Here is a 14,792-nt window from a genome sequence, read left to right as displayed (position 1 = left end):
GCTGTTAGAACTCAATCTGTACGAGTGCCCACACAGATGATTGCTTTATATTGTTAAAGAACGTTGCGATTAAAGCATTTGCTTTATCTCGCTAGGGCTGCGCATATTACGCTTTCCTATTTTTTTGCCAACACTTAATTTTAAACTTTCTAAAAAATCTAAGCTCAAGTTTTACTTAACACTCTGAGTAGCTCATGCCCCGCTAAGCGTTGCCTGCTCTGCCGTCTCAGTGGGGTCGCATTATAGGGAGATCCAAAAACAGATCAACCCTTTTTTTTAATAAAACTTAAAAAAACTTCCATTCGTTGAAAATTCAAACGAAACGTATAAAAACACAACTATTAAGCATTAAAACGGGCTATTTAAACTCATTTAAATTTTAACTTCATCTATATCAAGGGCGATTTTGATCTGAAGTTGAGCATGATCACCCGTGCGATCATAAAGCATACTTACAAAGAGTATTTTGTGGGCGGTGTTTAATAGTCACCATTATGAGTGGTGGCTATAGAGCAAAAGAAGGATAAGTTGCTATATGGAACTTTCTCCACTGAATTTCAGGCATTAAAAAGCCGAGCATAAGCTCGGCTTTTTGGTGTCTTTAAGACTTACTCAGCAGACTGCGCGTCTTCTTGAACTTCTTCGGTTGCAGATGTGCGACCTACTAGTTCAACATAAGCCATTGGTGCATTGTCACCAGCACGGAAGCCACACTTAAGAATACGAGTGTAACCACCTGGACGATCCGCATTACGAGGACCGATTTCGCTGAACAATTTACCAACTACTTCATTATCACGCGTGCGTGCAAACGCTAAACGGCGATTTGCAACACTGTCAGTCTTAGCCAGTGTGATTAAAGGTTCAATTACACGGCGTAACTCTTTCGCTTTTGGCAAAGTAGTTTTGATGATTTCGTGTTTCACCAAAGAACTTGCCATATTGCTGAACATCGCTTTACGATGGCTGCTGTTACGGTTTAATTGACGACCACTCTTACGATGGCGCATGACCCTATCCTTCTAACTAAACTAATATAGTGATTTAGATTATTCAGCTAGGCTTGCAGGCGGCCAATTTTCTAGGCGCATACCTAGAGAAAGACCACGTGAAGCTAGCACGTCTTTAATTTCAGTTAGAGACTTCTTACCTAAGTTAGGCGTTTTAAGAAGCTCAACTTCTGTGCGCTGAACTAAATCACCGATATATTGAATTTGCTCGGCTTTCAAACAGTTTGCAGAACGTACTGTTAGTTCAAGATCATCAACTGGACGAAGTAGAATAGGATCGAATTCAGGCTTCTCTTCTTTCTCTTCTGGTTCAGTTACATCACGTAAATCTACGAATGCATCTAATTGTTCAGCTAAGATAGTAGACGCACGGCGGATCGCTTCTTCAGGATCTAAAGTGCCGTTTGTTTCCATATCAATGATTAACTTGTCTAAGTCTGTACGTTGTTCAACACGTGCTGATTCAACCGAGTACGCAATACGTTCAACTGGACTAAATGATGCATCAAGCAACAATCGGCCAATTGGACGCTCATCGTCATCAGAGGATAAACGGCTAGACGCCGGCACATAACCGCGACCGCGTTCAACACGAATACGCATGCTGATATCGCTGCTATCTGTCGTTAAATGACAAATAACGTGATCTGGGTTAGCAATTGTTACATCGCCATCGTGCTGAATATCTGCCGCAGTCACAGGGCCTACACCAGACTTAGTCAGGGTCAGAAAAACTTCATCTTTACCTTCTAAAGTTACTGCTAGACCTTTAAGATTTAACAGAATTTCAATGATGTCTTCTTGTACGCCTTCTTTCGCGCTGTATTCATGCAATACACCGTCGATTTCAACTTCGGTTACTGCACATCCAGGCATAGACGAAAGAAGTATACGGCGTAAGGCATTTCCCAACGTGTGGCCAAAGCCACGTTCTAATGGTTCTAAAACAACTTTAGAACGTGTTGGGTTGATAGCGTCGATATCGACTAACCTTGGTTTTAGAAATTCTGTAACAGAACCCTGCATTTTATCCTCTCTTAACTCTTAACTTTACTTAGAGTAAAGTTCGACGATTAGTTGTTCATTAATGTCCGCAGACAGGTCTGAACGCTCAGGTAGGCGTTTGAAATTACCTTCCATTTTCTTACCGTCAACTTCAACCCAAGTCGGCTTTTCACGTTGCTCGGCTAGTTCTAGAGCAGCGATGATACGCGCTTGTGTCTTAGACTTTTCACGAATAACTACTACATCTTCTGGAGTAATTACGAATGAAGGAATGTTCACAACACGACCATTAACTAAAACCGCTTTGTGGCTTACTAACTGACGTGCTTCAGCACGTGTGCTTGCAAAACCCATGCGGTATACAACATTGTCTAAACGTTGCTCTAAAAGCTGTAACAAGTTTTCACCTGTGTTGCCTTTAAGGCGAGCAGCTTCTTTGTAGTAGTTACGGAATTGCTTTTCTAATACACCGTAGATACGACGTACTTTTTGCTTTTCACGTAATTGTAAACCGTAATCAGATAAGCGACCTTTACGAGCGCCGTGCTGACCAGGTGCAGTCTCAAGTTTACACTTAGAGTCGATAGCTCTTACGCCGCTCTTAAGGAACAGGTCAGTACCTTCACGACGACTCAGCTTGAGCTTAGGGCCCAAATATCTTGCCATGTTATTTCTCCTAACCTATTGTTAAACGCGACGTTTCTTCGGTGGACGACAACCATTATGTGGTATTGGCGTCACGTCAGTGATGTTGGTGATACGGTAACCAGCAGCATTCAAAGCACGTACAGCAGATTCACGACCTGGACCTGGACCTTTGATGAAAACTTCTAGATTTTTTAAACCGTATTCTTGAGCAGCAGTACCTGCACGCTCTGCAGCAACCTGAGCAGCGAATGGTGTAGATTTACGTGAACCACGGAAACCTGAACCACCGGCAGTAGCCCATGATAGTGCATTACCTTGACGGTCGGTAATTGTAACAATAGTGTTGTTGAAAGAAGCATGAACATGAGCCATACCATCAGCAACTTGCTTTTTAACCTTTTTACGACGAATTGGTGTCTTAGCCATAATACTATCCCCTTATCGCTTAATAGGCTTACGAGGACCCTTACGGGTACGCGCGTTAGTCTTAGTTCTTTGACCACGTAGTGGTAAAGAGCGACGGTGACGTAGGCCACGGAAACAACCAAGGTCCATAAGGCGCTTGATATTCAAAGTAACTTCACGACGAAGATCACCTTCTACAGTGTACTTGCCAACTTCTTCACGAAGTACGTCAAGTGTTTCGTCTGAAAGTTCACCGATTTTTGTGGTCTCGGCGATACCAGTCGCTACTAAGATAGCCTTAGAGCGAGTCTTACCTATGCCATAAATAGCTGTTAAACCAATAACTGCATGTTTATGATCAGGGACGTTAATGCCAGCGATACGGGCCACTAACACATCTCCTATATTTGAATTTGGTTATCATCTGTTTGAAGAGCCCGTAAGGATACTCAAACGAAGACCAAATCACAATTGAAAACACAGGCCAAGAAATCTCAGCCTGCACGACTTATTAATTAGCCTTGCCTTTGCTTATGCTTTGGCTCACTGCAAATTACACGTACAACACCGGCACGTTTAATAACTTTACAGTTACGGCATATTTTCTTAACGGAAGCACGTACTTTCATTGCTCAACTCCGTAAACTGACCTTATCGACCGTAGCCTTTAAGGTTCGCTTTTTTCAGCACAGAATCATATTGATGTGACATCATATGAGTTTGTACTTGTGCCATAAAGTCCATGATCACAACAACGATAATCAAGATTGATGTACCGCCGAAGTAGAATGGCGTTTGCCATGCCATGGTCATGAATTCGGGCACCAGACAGATAAAGGTTATATACAAAGCACCTGCCAATGTCAGGCGTGTCATCACTTTATCAATGTATTTCGATGTCTGCTCACCTGGACGAATACCTGGGATAAATGCGCCAGATTTTTTCAGGTTATCTGCTGTTTCACGTGGGTTAAACACCAACGCTGTATAGAAAAAGCAGAAGAAGATAATAGCCGCAGCTAAAACTAATGCATACAAAGGCTGACCTGGAGTCAACGTTGTAGCAATGGCTTGTAGCACATCAGCGACAGGACCTTCACCCTGGCCGAACCAGCTGGCAATAGTACCAGGGAACAGAATAATACTGCTAGCAAAGATTGGTGGAATAACACCCGCCATATTAACTTTTAGTGGTAAATGCGTGCTTTGAGCAGCAAATACTTGACGACCTTGCTGACGCTTTGCGTAGTTAACAACGATACGTCGTTGACCACGTTCAAAGAAGACTACAAGATAAGTTACAGCGAATACGATTACAGCAACCATCAACAGTACTAAAACATTCAGATCACCTTGGCGCGCCATTTCGGCTGTCGAACCAATAGCAGACGGCAAGTTTGCTACTATACCAACAAATATTAGAACCGAGATACCGTTACCGATACCGCGCTCTGTAATTTGCTCGCCCAACCACATAAGGAACATAGTACCAGTTACTAAACTCACCACTGCGGTGAAATAGAAACCTAAACCTGGGTTAACAACTAACCCGTCCATCATGCCCGGTAAGCTTGTGGCAATACCGATTGATTGGATAGTAGCAAGCAAAAGCGTGCCATAGCGTGTGTACTGGCTAATTTTCTTACGCCCTTGTTCACCTTCTTTCTTAAGCTCTATAAACGGCGGATACATATGCGTTAATAGTTGCGTAATAATCGAAGCTGTGATGTAAGGCATAATACCCAGTGCTAACACTGAAGCTCGCTCAAGTGCACCACCACTGAACATGTTAAACATTTCAACAATGGTGCCCTTTTGTTGCTCGAAGAAATCGGCAAGTACAGCGGCGTCAATCCCAGGGATCGGCACAAATGAACCTAGACGGTAAATAATGATAGCGCCTAAAACGAATAGTAATCGACGTTTCAATTCCGAAAGTCCACCTTGTGCACTTTGCATATCTTGACCTGGTTTAGCCATTAGTACTTCCTTAGTCTTCTACCTTGCCTCCGGCAGCTTCGATAGCCTCGCGAGCACCTTTAGAAGCCTTAAGGCCTTTAACGGTTACTGCGCGTGAAACTTCGCCAGATTTAACAACTTTAACGAACTGAACGTTCTTTTTAACTAGACCAGCTGCTTGTAACGTACCTAGGTCTACCACATCGCCTTCAACTTTAGCGATTTCAAAAAGGTTAATTTCTGCAGATACTAAAGATTTGCGAGAAGTGAAACCAAATTTAGGTAGACGACGTTGCATAGGCATTTGACCGCCTTCAAAACCAACGCGTACTTTACCGCCAGAACGTGATTTTTGACCTTTGTGACCACGGCCACCAGTCTTACCAAGACCAGAACCGATACCACGACCAACACGTTTACCAGCAGATTTTGATCCTGCAGCAGGAGAAAGTGTATTCAAATGCATTCGAATTACCCCTCAACCTTAACCATGTAAGAAACTTGGTTGATCATACCACGTACACATGCTGTGTCTTCCAACTCAACAGTGTGATTGATACGACGTAAACCAAGACCGCGTAATGTAGCTTTATGCTTCGGTAAACGACCGATAGAGCTCTTTACTTGTGTTACTTTTACAGTTTTATTAGCCATGGTTTACCCCAGAATCTCATCTACTCGAAGACCACGTTTAGCAGCGATCGACTGAGGAGAATTCATATTCTCAAGAGCTGAGATCGTTGCACGTACAACGTTGATCGGGTTAGTAGAACCGTAACATTTAGAAAGTACGTTCTGCACACCAGTCACTTCAAGTACTGCACGCATAGCACCACCTGCAATGATACCAGTACCTTCAGATGCTGGTTTCATGAACACTTGTGAGCCAGCATGACGCCCTTTAACAGGGTGCTGTAATGTGTTGCCATTTAGGTCTACGTTGATCATGTTACGACGTGCTTTTTCCATTGCTTTTTGAATAGCAGCTGGAACTTCACGTGCTTTACCATAACCGAAACCTACTTTACCTGCGCCGTCACCAACTACTGTTAGTGCAGTGAAGCTAAAGATACGACCACCTTTAACTACTTTAGACACACGGTTTACCGCGATTAGCTTTTCAGCTAAATCAGGCTGTTGTTGCTTTGCTTCTACGTTAGCCATTGTCTACTCCTAGAATTGCAAACCGGCTTCACGCGCAGCATCTGCTAGCGCCTTCACACGGCCGTGATATTTAAAGCCACTGCGATCAAAAGCAATCTTTTCGATGCCTTTGTCAGCCGCACGTTCTGCAACAAATTTACCAACTGCTTGAGCAGCTTCAATGTTGCCTGTGCCTTTAACTGTTTCGCTAATAGCTTTCTCAACAGTAGAAGCAGCAGCCAGTACACTACCCTCAGCATTAACTACTTGAGCGTAAATGTGACGTGGCGTGCGGTGGATAACAAGACGCGTTGTGCCTTGTTCAATATAATTTCTACGAGTGCGTTTAGCACGACGTAGACGAGCTGTTTTTTTATCCATCGTCTTACCTTACTTCTTCTTAGCCTCTTTACGGCGTACATTCTCATCTGCGTAACGAACACCTTTACCTTTATAAGGCTCTGGTTTACGGTATGCACGAATGTTAGCAGCTGTTTGACCAACTAACTGCTTGTCTACGCCCTTAACTAGAACTTCTGTTTGGCTTGGAGTTTCAATCGTAATTCCTTCAGGAACTTCGAAATTAACTGGGTGCGAGAAACCAAGTGTTAAGTCTAAAACTTTACCCTTAGCTGCTGCACGGTAACCAACGCCTACTAACTGAAGTTTCTTCTCGTAACCTGTATGCGTACCAACAACCATGTTGTTGATAAGAGCGCGAGCAGTACCTGCTTGTGCCCATGCATTGGCTACGCCTTCACGAGGTAAAGTTGTAATAACGTTGTCGTTAACTTGTACTTCAACAGCGTTGTTGATAGTACGTGTTAATTCACCGTTTTTGCCTTTAACTGTGATTTCCTGGCCTTTTAATGTAACTTCTACACCGGCAGGAACGTTTATTGGTGCCTTTGCTATGCGAGACATAGTTCCCCTCCGATTAAGCTACAAAACCAATGATTTCACCACCAACACCAGCACTACGTGCGGCGCGGTCTGTCATTAGGCCTTTAGAAGTTGATACGATAGCGATACCTAGACCACCCATTACCTTCGGTAATTCGTCACGTCTCTTATAGATACGTAGACCAGGGCGGCTAACACGCTGGATGTTTTCAATAACAGCTTTGCCTTCGAAGTATTTCAACTCGATAGAAAGCTCAGGTTTAACATCGCCGTTTACTGCGAAATCAGTGATGTAACCTTCGTCTTTTAATACTTTAGCTACCGCTACTTTCAGCTTTGAAGTTGGCATCGTTACAGATACTTTCTTCGCTGATTGACCGTTACGGATACGTGTGAACAAATCCGCGATAGGATCTTGCAAGCTCATAGTCTTACTCCCGTGATTCTATTACCAGCTAGCCTTTTTAAGGCCAGGAATTTCACCGCGCATAGCTGCTTCGCGAACTTTAATACGGCTCATGCCGAATTTGCGAAGGTAACCATGTGGGCGGCCCGTAATGTTACAACGATTACGTTGACGTGCAGGGCTAGAATCACGTGGTAAAGCTTGTAGCTTAAGTACCGCGTCCCAACGATCATCGTCAGATGTTTTCACATCGCTGATGATAGCTTTTAGTGCTGCGCGCTTTTCAGCGTACTGAGCAACTAATTTTGTGCGCTTTGCTTCGCGCGCTTTCATAGAATTCTTTGCCATAACCCTACCCTTATTTCTTGAATGGGAAGTTAAACGCTTCTAACAACGCACGGCCTTCCTCATCTGTTTTCGCAGATGTAGTGATTGTGATATCCATACCGCGTACACGGTCTACTTTATCATAATCAATTTCTGGGAAGATGATTTGTTCACGTACGCCCATGCTGTAGTTACCACGTCCATCGAAAGACTTAGCACTTACACCACGGAAGTCACGGATACGTGGGATAGCGATTGAAACCAAACGCTCAAAAAAGTCCCACATACGCTCGCCGCGTAAGGTTACTTTACAGCCAATTGGGTAGCCTTCACGCACTTTAAAGCCAGCAACAGATTTGCGTGCTTTAGTGATTAAAGGTTTCTGACCAGAGATAGCTTCTAGATCCGCAACAGCGTTATCTAAAATTTTCTTGTCAGCTAGGGCTTCGCCCACGCCCATATTTAATGTGATCTTTTCGATCTGAGGGACTTGCATGACAGAGCTGAAACCAAACTTCTCTTGAAGTTCAGCAACTACTTTGTCTTTATATACTTCATGCAGTTTCGCCATCATTCTACTCCAACTATTAGATAGTTTTACCAGTAGATTTAAAGATACGTAATTTCTTACCATCTTCAATCTTGAAACCTACACGATCTGCTTTGCTCGTTTCCGAGTTGTAGATCGCAACGTTTGATACGTCGATAGACGCTTCTTTTTCAACAATGCCGCCAGCTTGGTTCAATTGTGGAACCGGCTTTTGGTGTTTCTTGATTAAGTTAATGCCTTCGACAAATACTCGACCAGACTCGGTAACAACTGAAAGCACTTTACCGCGCTTACCTTTGTCTTTACCTGCTAGAACGATTACTTCGTCATCACGACGGATTTTTGCTGCCATGATTGACTCCTTACAGTACTTCTGGGGCTAGTGAAACGATTTTCATGAACTTGTCATTACGAAGCTCACGAGTCACAGGGCCGAAAATACGTGTACCAATTGGCTGCAAGTTATCATTTAAGATAACAGCCGCATTGCTGTCGAAACGGATCAAAGAACCGTCTGGACGACGAACGCCTTTCTTAGTACGCACAACTACCGCGTTTTTAACATCACCTTTCTTCACTTTACCGCGAGGAATCGCTTCTTTAACAGAAACTTTAATGATGTCACCAATCGCTGCATAACGACGGTGCGAACCGCCTAAGACTTTAATACACTGCACTTTGCGAGCGCCGCTGTTATCAGCAACTTCCAGCTGAGTTTGCATTTGGATCATGTTAATGACCTCCGGTGTAGTTATTACAACTTGCCTTAAATTTGTTTAAAATCAAGACATTTAGATTAAATACCCACCAAAAAACAACCAGGTTGTCTCTTAAGGGCGGGCAATTGTATCAGCATTGAGGGGGTTGTGGTAGGTTATTTTTTAATTAATTTATAATTCTAGCACTCATTAATTTGCTATTAGATGATAATTAGCTGTTTTACCGCTGTTTATAAAATAATCAGGGCATAATTATACCCTGATTATTTTTTCTACGGCTGATTATTCCGCTTTAACCAAATAAACCTTTTAGTTTTTCTTTAACTTTATCTTTTGCTTTTTCTTTTACTTCATCCTCTGCCGCTTTGCTCATATCGAGGTTTATACCCACATCATGAAATGGCCCTTTGATGCGTACAGGGATTTTAAAGCCGGTGCTATCATCTGTTGTGCCTTGCCCTTCCAGCGAATCAACAATCCCCGTTACTAAGCGGTAGTTCACCGTTGTCATTGGTAAATCAACGTCACCTTCCCCTGTAATCCGAATTAATGGGCTTAACATTGATAAATCGCTATTCTTGCCTACACCATTGGTAAAGTTAAAACTACCAGTTAATGCCGAGAAATCTGTTTGCTCTGAGTTGTCAAAACCGGTATCAAGCCCTTCTGACACGGCCCCTAGATTACCTTTGATTAACTCTTTGCCTTTGCGTACCATTTCAGCGATATTAGCGCCTTTAACCGCACCGTCTGCAAATTCAAACGCCAATTTGCCTTGTAAGGCATTAATAAAGCTTTTTTGGCTGTCTCCGCTGGTTGCCAAATCCCAATTAAGTGAGCCTTTACCCATCAACTTATCAAAGCCTGCTGCATCGGTTAGTAATGGCTGAGCATCAATTTTATCTAAACTAAAATTAGTCGCAATAGTGTACGGAACTTGTTTCGCATTAATGGTGATCATACCTTGGCCATTACCCTCGTATGCGGCAAATTTATCTAGACTAATTTTAGCCACTGCATTATTAAGGTTAATAGTGAATTGGTTTGCTCCTAGCGTTATATCGTTCGCTTTAAGGCCGCTTGAACGTACGACTACGTTAGCATCTAATGCATTCAGACCACTTAAATCCATTTTTGTGTCGTCCCATACTATTGGCTCGGCAGGTGCATCGCTATTCGGCTGAGTCTCATTTTCATCTTTAGCCACAGCTTCTGGTAAGTAAGGGTTCAAATCCAACATACCTAAGTCAATATTGGCATTAACAATCAAGCGCTGGCCAAGGTTAATATCGCTTTGCCCTTTAATTTGCAATGCATCAAGTGTTGCAAGTAGTTCACTTAAAGTGAACTTTTCACCTTGCAAGCGCATCTCGCCTTTCACATTAAAGGCATTAAATGCTTCTTCTTTTGCCTCAAGCGCAACACCCTGCCACTTTGCAATTTCTTTAACCGAATCGCCACTGAGTGACAACTGACCTTGGATATCTTTTCCTTGATTTGCGATCGCCCCTTTAAACTGAACATCAACTAGGCGAGAGGCCACCGCTTTTGTAATGTTGAAAGTTTCCCCCTCAATTGCTTTGGCTAATGTATCTAGAGTGACATCTAGCTCAAAGCGCTCTTGCATGTAGGTAATACCCCCTTTGATGGTTAATGTTTCACGTAATGAAGGTAATAGAATAGCTAAATCTAAATCACTGATCTGCTGCTTAGCACCGGTTATGCCATCTAAGTAAGTAAAGGTTCCGCCGTAAATTGCCACTTCACCTAATTGGATATCAAAGCTTTCCGGCAACTTAGTTGCTCCACTTGCTTGTGCTGTGTCAGTAGGTTGCTCAGCGACCCCATCAAAAAGCTGCCAGTTTGCTTTACCGTTTTTATCTGTTTCTAACAAAACATTTGGTTCGTTAATGACAAACTTTTCAAGCTTAAATTCGCCGCCAAACAATGAAAACCACGGAATGTGAATCGCCAACTGCTGCATACTTGCCATATCGGCTTGAGAGCCTGATTGCATATTAGCAAAATGAACATCATTAAGTTCAAGCTTTAATGAAGGGAATACTGAAAGAGTTTTATCGCCTTGTATAGTTAAGCTACGCCCCGTTGTTTGCTCAACTTGTTCTGACACTTTATTAAAAATAGCATCAGTGGGAATTAAAAATGGTGCAGCTACAATTACAGCAATCAGCAATAACAGTATTACCCCAATAACTTTAAATATGGTTTTCATGACGATCCTTTCAAATGTTCAATTAATGTTCTTATGATAGCGGGAGTTGCTACTAAAATCATTGCTCAATATAGAAAAAGTTAATTTGTCTTACTGTAGATAATTAGAAATGAATAGGCACTGAAACAAACTGATACCTTTAGGTTACAAATAAATATTGACCCGCTGATACCCTTAGGTTACATTGATACCTAAGGGTTACAAATTATTAAAGGATGAGTTTTATGAAACAACAAGATATTAAAACCGAAGAAAAATTTATAAGCCACAATGCATGGTTTAGTATTTTTATGGCCTGCACATTTTTATTTGCTGGGGTTTATCCAATACTAAAGCAAACAAATACAGCACCATGGCTTTCAACCGTCGGCCCCCTTCTCTTTATAACTATATTAATTATATTTATCGCTAAAGGCTTCTCGCTTAGTAGACTTTTTGTTTTTACCTATAAAGATGAATTCTTAAATACAATTGATACCCTCGCTTATAAGCACTCGGGTATAGCGCTCTCTTTTTTTATAGGTGGCGTTTATACTACCAGTGATCGTTTTGCCGACAGTGTTTCCCATGCAACGATGGCAATGTTCTATATAACTGTGATGCTTTTGGTCTACGGTATTTCAATTCTTTGGCAGAGCCGCGATTAGGAGTTAACGTGCAGAACCAGATAGCTCAATATCGTAAACAGGCAGGGCTTTCTCAGCAACAATTAGCTGATGCGATTAATGTATCGCGCAAAACCATTAGTACCGTCGAAACATCTCGGTTTACACCGTCGGTGATAATTGCCTTAAAGATTGCACACTATTTTAATACCTCAGTAGAGAGTTTATTTGTGCTTGAATTAGATGATTAAAAAAATGATGCAATCTTTAAATTTTCACCGCTATGTTGATTGCATCCACAGCCCACTTAGGTATGATGCACAGCCCTGTTGCTTTTAGCCAATTTACGCTAAAATAAACAACTGAAAAGCATCTAACCGGAGTATCTTCAGGCATGAAAAAATTGCTAATTTCACCTTCAAAAATGGCACTAGGCGAACAAGAAAGCCAAATTTATCAAAATATTTTAAAGCAGGCTTCTGAAATCAGTCTAAACCTGATGGCGGTAAAAATAGAAAATCACCCTGAAGACTTTCTAGGTTGGTGTTACGAATTACTTAGTGCCAGTAAAGATCGTATTAATTACGATTTACTCGAAGCGAATCAATTGCCGATTTTAAAGAAGCTACATGACCAATTAATATCCGCAATTAGCTTTTTGCAATTAAAAACCCTACGCGTTGCACCGTGGCCCGTTGTTAGTATGTTTGTAGAGCAGCATAAGGAACTCATCGCTTTGGAGGAGCAGTTGCGACTAACAAGCTATATTGCATCGTTGCGAGAGCAACCTTTAAAAGAGATGATTCAAGAAGATTTACTGACATTCACAGGTAAACATACCGCGGCATTGGATCCTAGTACGTATAATTTTGATGTTGAATGCTTTGCGTCAACCAAAAGTGCAAAAGGTTTTCACCAGATGCTAGCCGATTTACCAGGCCAGTTCGACGAAGCACTCGCTCATATTCCTCTTGATGGCGAAGTTACAGAAGTTGATTACCAGCAATTTGTTGTTACCTACTTACTTGCATTTAATGGCAGTAATGAAAAGCCGACACTCGCCCCAGCAACTCGATTGTTAGCAATGCGTCGTCCAGATGTTTTCACACCAATAAATAACACTCGACTTGACGCCCTCTGTTCAGCTCTTGGTATTACAAAACTGAATAACCGTGATTTTGAACGTTACTGGCAAGATATAGTACAAACGATACATGCTATGTCATGGTTTAAAATGGCTGTGGGCAGTAATGAACTGGAGCAGCAACTCATATCAATTAAAGCTTTACTGCCTTGTTTCTTTTATTACGCTGATAAATCAACAGCAGATAACTCAAACTACATTAAGCTGTTAAATAAGCCTAAACGCAGCGCTACAACTTCTACTAAAGCTGTGCGCCGTGGTAAAGAATCCGCTGAGATCTTAGTTGACCGTGCTCTTTCTAGCGATGAAATACCTGAGCATATTCGTGCCAAACGCGATTCTATCATTAGCGAAGTGCAAAAAGGTCGTGGCGTTAATGAAACTATTAGCCTTATGCGCACTATATTTGGCTAAAGCACCAAGTAATTAACTAATGTAGGGCTGCATGATCCTTGTGCAGCCTTCTATATTTACGCACTATTAAAGTGCACATTATTAATCCAAATACTTTATCACCTTCCTTCCAAATAAGCTTATCTATCTGTTTTTTAAAAATTAATGCATAAAATTTTAGTTTTAAATTTAACTTGGCATAAGCAGTGCAGATACTTGAGCTAGACAACAATAAATGGGCATCACAATTAACGAGACTGCAATCTTTTTAATAGTTGTGAACCAAAATCAACATAACAACAGGATACGAAACATGCTAAAACTAAAAAAAACCGTTGCCCTCAGTGCACTCGTACTTATGGGCCTATCGTCAACAGCCGCCCTAGCAGAAGTAACAGCAAATGCTGCAGCAACCTCTAATTATTTATGGCGTGGACAAGAGCAAACAGGTGGCGATGCTGCTGTTTCAGGTGGTATTGATTATGCTGGCGAGTCAGGCTTTTATGCTGGTACTTGGGTATCAAATGCTTCATGGGCTGATGAAATGACCTATGAGCTGGATCTATACGCGGGTTTTGGCGGTGATATAAATGAAAATATGAGCTACGACGTAGGCTTCATTTATTACGCATACCCTGATGCTGCATCTGGCGCTGACGCTGACTTCTCTGAGGTTTACGGTAGCATCAGCATGGGTGGCTTTAGCTTTGGAGCTTCAGTACTAGCAAGCTCAGCTGCGAGCGGAGATGGTACAGACTTTGGTGACTCTTTATACCTAACAGCAGACTATGGATTTGCTGTTGGTAGTAACGGCACTGAAATGGCTTTACACCTAGGTCATTACTCTGGTGATTTTATTGGTGATGATGACATTATTGACTATGGCGTTTCAATCTCTAAAGATGGCTTCACCTTCGGCCTTTCAGATACCGATATGGATGACAGTGATATCAAAGCTTACGTCGCTTACTCAGTAGACTTTAGCTTATAAAAAGAATGTGTTACTTGCTGCAACACTAAGGGCCTCAGGGCCCTTTTCTTGTTTTAGCTATCAGCTATCAGCTATCAGCTGCAAAATTTTGCTCATTTTAACTTTGGTGTTAAGAGAAGCTTGTCTTTCACTGACGGCTGACGGCTTAGAGCTTACAGCTCAAATCACAGGCATTAAAAAACCCGAGACTATGCTCGGGTTTTTTTAGTATTAATTAGCTAGGCTAACTATTACTCTACGATAGTTGCTACAACACCAGCACCTACAGTACGGCCACCTTCACGGATAGCGAAACGAAGACCTTCGTCCATCGCGATTGGGCAGATTAGCTCTACCGTCATCTTAACGTTA

The 14,792-nt window shown here is 42.0% G+C and carries 22 protein-coding genes and 1 pseudogene; 4 read left to right on the top strand and 19 right to left on the bottom strand.

The features are described from left to right. Positions 1–608 precede the first annotated feature (608 nt). From rplQ to NQT69_RS19360, 18 genes are all read right to left on the bottom strand, one after another. Positions 609–1,010: a 50S ribosomal protein L17 gene (gene rplQ / locus NQT69_RS19445; RefSeq protein WP_256829298.1), complete on the bottom strand. Its 402-nt coding sequence runs from the start codon at positions 1,008–1,010 to the stop codon at positions 609–611. Between the two features lie 39 nt (positions 1,011–1,049). Continuing rightward, positions 1,050–2,036, bottom strand: a complete 987-nt coding sequence (locus NQT69_RS19440; RefSeq protein ID WP_087532485.1) for a DNA-directed RNA polymerase subunit alpha — start codon at positions 2,034–2,036, stop codon at positions 1,050–1,052. 24 nt (positions 2,037–2,060) lie between these two features. Continuing rightward, positions 2,061–2,681, bottom strand: coding sequence for a 30S ribosomal protein S4 (gene rpsD, locus NQT69_RS19435; RefSeq protein ID WP_016710205.1), 621 nt, complete (start codon positions 2,679–2,681; stop codon positions 2,061–2,063). A gap of 21 nt (positions 2,682–2,702) precedes the next feature. After that, entirely contained in the window at positions 2,703–3,089 is a 387-nt protein-coding gene (gene rpsK, locus NQT69_RS19430; protein WP_002959471.1) for a 30S ribosomal protein S11, read from the bottom strand. Between the two features lie 12 nt (positions 3,090–3,101). Further along, entirely contained in the window at positions 3,102–3,458 is a 357-nt protein-coding gene (gene rpsM / locus NQT69_RS19425) for a 30S ribosomal protein S13 (protein WP_058562133.1), read from the bottom strand. Between the two features lie 125 nt (positions 3,459–3,583). After that, positions 3,584–3,697 carry a 50S ribosomal protein L36 gene (gene rpmJ / locus NQT69_RS19420; protein ID WP_002959476.1) on the bottom strand — a complete coding sequence of 38 codons (114 nt, stop codon included), beginning with the start codon at positions 3,695–3,697 and terminating at the stop codon, positions 3,584–3,586. Positions 3,698–3,719: 22 nt separating this feature from the next. After that, positions 3,720–5,048, bottom strand: a complete 1,329-nt coding sequence (secY, locus tag NQT69_RS19415) for a preprotein translocase subunit SecY (RefSeq protein ID WP_256829297.1) — start codon at positions 5,046–5,048, stop codon at positions 3,720–3,722. Between the two features lie 10 nt (positions 5,049–5,058). Then, positions 5,059–5,493 (bottom strand): 50S ribosomal protein L15, encoded by a 435-nt coding sequence (gene rplO, locus NQT69_RS19410; protein ID WP_099297852.1) that lies wholly within the window; start codon positions 5,491–5,493, stop codon positions 5,059–5,061. A 5-nt stretch (positions 5,494–5,498) separates the two neighbouring features. Then, positions 5,499–5,681: a 50S ribosomal protein L30 gene (rpmD, locus tag NQT69_RS19405; protein WP_016710201.1), complete on the bottom strand. Its 183-nt coding sequence runs from the start codon at positions 5,679–5,681 to the stop codon at positions 5,499–5,501. Between the two features lie 3 nt (positions 5,682–5,684). Further along, the gene (rpsE, locus tag NQT69_RS19400; RefSeq protein ID WP_008115387.1) at positions 5,685–6,191 is read right to left on the bottom strand and encodes a 30S ribosomal protein S5; all 507 of its coding nucleotides are present in this window, start codon (positions 6,189–6,191) and stop codon (positions 5,685–5,687) included. A gap of 9 nt (positions 6,192–6,200) precedes the next feature. Continuing rightward, a complete protein-coding gene (gene rplR, locus NQT69_RS19395) occupies positions 6,201–6,551 on the bottom strand; it encodes a 50S ribosomal protein L18 (RefSeq protein ID WP_256829296.1) in 351 nt (116 codons plus the stop codon). Between the two features lie 9 nt (positions 6,552–6,560). Next, positions 6,561–7,094 carry a 50S ribosomal protein L6 gene (gene rplF, locus NQT69_RS19390; protein WP_256829295.1) on the bottom strand — a complete coding sequence of 178 codons (534 nt, stop codon included), beginning with the start codon at positions 7,092–7,094 and terminating at the stop codon, positions 6,561–6,563. 13 nt (positions 7,095–7,107) lie between these two features. After that, a complete protein-coding gene (gene rpsH / locus NQT69_RS19385; RefSeq protein WP_087532490.1) occupies positions 7,108–7,500 on the bottom strand; it encodes a 30S ribosomal protein S8 in 393 nt (130 codons plus the stop codon). Positions 7,501–7,521: 21 nt separating this feature from the next. Further along, entirely contained in the window at positions 7,522–7,827 is a 306-nt protein-coding gene (gene rpsN, locus NQT69_RS19380; RefSeq protein WP_016710196.1) for a 30S ribosomal protein S14, read from the bottom strand. A gap of 10 nt (positions 7,828–7,837) precedes the next feature. Further along, positions 7,838–8,377, bottom strand: a complete 540-nt coding sequence (rplE, locus tag NQT69_RS19375) for a 50S ribosomal protein L5 (protein WP_036974030.1) — start codon at positions 8,375–8,377, stop codon at positions 7,838–7,840. 16 nt (positions 8,378–8,393) lie between these two features. Then, positions 8,394–8,708, bottom strand: a complete 315-nt coding sequence (rplX, locus tag NQT69_RS19370; protein WP_004589210.1) for a 50S ribosomal protein L24 — start codon at positions 8,706–8,708, stop codon at positions 8,394–8,396. Positions 8,709–8,718: 10 nt separating this feature from the next. Beyond that, on the bottom strand, positions 8,719–9,087 hold the full coding sequence (gene rplN, locus NQT69_RS19365; protein WP_011329449.1) for a 50S ribosomal protein L14: 369 nt from the start codon (positions 9,085–9,087) through the stop codon (positions 8,719–8,721). 280 nt (positions 9,088–9,367) lie between these two features. After that, positions 9,368–11,308: an AsmA family protein gene (locus tag NQT69_RS19360; RefSeq protein ID WP_256829294.1), complete on the bottom strand. Its 1,941-nt coding sequence runs from the start codon at positions 11,306–11,308 to the stop codon at positions 9,368–9,370. 224 nt (positions 11,309–11,532) lie between these two features. Here NQT69_RS19360 and NQT69_RS19355 point away from each other — a divergent pair, with 224 nt between their 5' ends. The 4 genes from NQT69_RS19355 to NQT69_RS19340 all read left to right on the top strand — a co-directional run bounded on the left by NQT69_RS19355 (position 11,533) and on the right by NQT69_RS19340 (position 14,441). Next, complete coding sequence (locus NQT69_RS19355; RefSeq protein ID WP_256829293.1) at positions 11,533–11,955, top strand: hypothetical protein; 423 nt, start codon at positions 11,533–11,535, stop codon at positions 11,953–11,955. A gap of 8 nt (positions 11,956–11,963) precedes the next feature. After that, positions 11,964–12,164: a helix-turn-helix transcriptional regulator gene (locus NQT69_RS19350; RefSeq protein ID WP_256829292.1), complete on the top strand. Its 201-nt coding sequence runs from the start codon at positions 11,964–11,966 to the stop codon at positions 12,162–12,164. Positions 12,165–12,307: 143 nt separating this feature from the next. Continuing rightward, positions 12,308–13,471, top strand: a complete 1,164-nt coding sequence (locus NQT69_RS19345) for a hypothetical protein (protein WP_256829291.1) — start codon at positions 12,308–12,310, stop codon at positions 13,469–13,471. A 292-nt stretch (positions 13,472–13,763) separates the two neighbouring features. After that, positions 13,764–14,441: a TorF family putative porin gene (locus NQT69_RS19340; protein ID WP_256829290.1), complete on the top strand. Its 678-nt coding sequence runs from the start codon at positions 13,764–13,766 to the stop codon at positions 14,439–14,441. Between the two features lie 230 nt (positions 14,442–14,671). Here NQT69_RS19340 and NQT69_RS19335 read toward each other — a convergent pair. Next, a pseudogene (locus NQT69_RS19335) lies at positions 14,672–14,792 on the bottom strand (elongation factor Tu); the annotation flags it as partial.

Origin of the sequence: Pseudoalteromonas shioyasakiensis (assembly GCF_024518675.1) — a bacterium.
Taxonomy (GTDB): domain Bacteria; phylum Pseudomonadota; class Gammaproteobacteria; order Enterobacterales; family Alteromonadaceae; genus Pseudoalteromonas; species Pseudoalteromonas shioyasakiensis_B.
The sequence above is the reverse complement of the archived record's forward strand: the minus strand, read 5'-3'. Positions and strand labels throughout refer to the sequence as shown.

Excerpts from the sequence above, each read along its gene's own strand:
- rpmJ (WP_002959476.1), bottom strand. The coding sequence starts at position 3,697 with ATGAAAGTACGTGCTTCCGTTAAGAAAATATGCCGTAACTGTAAAGTT.
- rplE (WP_036974030.1), bottom strand. The coding sequence starts at position 8,377 with ATGGCGAAACTGCATGAAGTATATAAAGACAAAGTAGTTGCTGAACTT.
- NQT69_RS19440 (WP_087532485.1), bottom strand. The coding sequence starts at position 2,036 with ATGCAGGGTTCTGTTACAGAATTTCTAAAACCAAGGTTAGTCGATATC.
- rplR (WP_256829296.1), bottom strand. The coding sequence starts at position 6,551 with ATGGATAAAAAAACAGCTCGTCTACGTCGTGCTAAACGCACTCGTAGA.
- NQT69_RS19340 (WP_256829290.1), top strand. The coding sequence starts at position 13,764 with ATGCTAAAACTAAAAAAAACCGTTGCCCTCAGTGCACTCGTACTTATG.
- NQT69_RS19360 (WP_256829294.1), bottom strand. The coding sequence starts at position 11,308 with ATGAAAACCATATTTAAAGTTATTGGGGTAATACTGTTATTGCTGATT.
- rplF (WP_256829295.1), bottom strand. The coding sequence starts at position 7,094 with ATGTCTCGCATAGCAAAGGCACCAATAAACGTTCCTGCCGGTGTAGAA.
- secY (WP_256829297.1), bottom strand. The coding sequence starts at position 5,048 with ATGGCTAAACCAGGTCAAGATATGCAAAGTGCACAAGGTGGACTTTCG.
- rplQ (WP_256829298.1), bottom strand. The coding sequence starts at position 1,010 with ATGCGCCATCGTAAGAGTGGTCGTCAATTAAACCGTAACAGCAGCCAT.
- rpsE (WP_008115387.1), bottom strand. The coding sequence starts at position 6,191 with ATGGCTAACGTAGAAGCAAAGCAACAACAGCCTGATTTAGCTGAAAAG.
- rplN (WP_011329449.1), bottom strand. The coding sequence starts at position 9,087 with ATGATCCAAATGCAAACTCAGCTGGAAGTTGCTGATAACAGCGGCGCT.
- NQT69_RS19355 (WP_256829293.1), top strand. The coding sequence starts at position 11,533 with ATGAAACAACAAGATATTAAAACCGAAGAAAAATTTATAAGCCACAAT.
- rpmD (WP_016710201.1), bottom strand. The coding sequence starts at position 5,681 with ATGGCTAATAAAACTGTAAAAGTAACACAAGTAAAGAGCTCTATCGGT.
- rpsK (WP_002959471.1), bottom strand. The coding sequence starts at position 3,089 with ATGGCTAAGACACCAATTCGTCGTAAAAAGGTTAAAAAGCAAGTTGCT.
- rplO (WP_099297852.1), bottom strand. The coding sequence starts at position 5,493 with ATGCATTTGAATACACTTTCTCCTGCTGCAGGATCAAAATCTGCTGGT.
- NQT69_RS19345 (WP_256829291.1), top strand. The coding sequence starts at position 12,308 with ATGAAAAAATTGCTAATTTCACCTTCAAAAATGGCACTAGGCGAACAA.
- rpsH (WP_087532490.1), bottom strand. The coding sequence starts at position 7,500 with ATGAGCTTGCAAGATCCTATCGCGGATTTGTTCACACGTATCCGTAAC.
- rplX (WP_004589210.1), bottom strand. The coding sequence starts at position 8,708 with ATGGCAGCAAAAATCCGTCGTGATGACGAAGTAATCGTTCTAGCAGGT.
- rpsN (WP_016710196.1), bottom strand. The coding sequence starts at position 7,827 with ATGGCAAAGAATTCTATGAAAGCGCGCGAAGCAAAGCGCACAAAATTA.
- rpsD (WP_016710205.1), bottom strand. The coding sequence starts at position 2,681 with ATGGCAAGATATTTGGGCCCTAAGCTCAAGCTGAGTCGTCGTGAAGGT.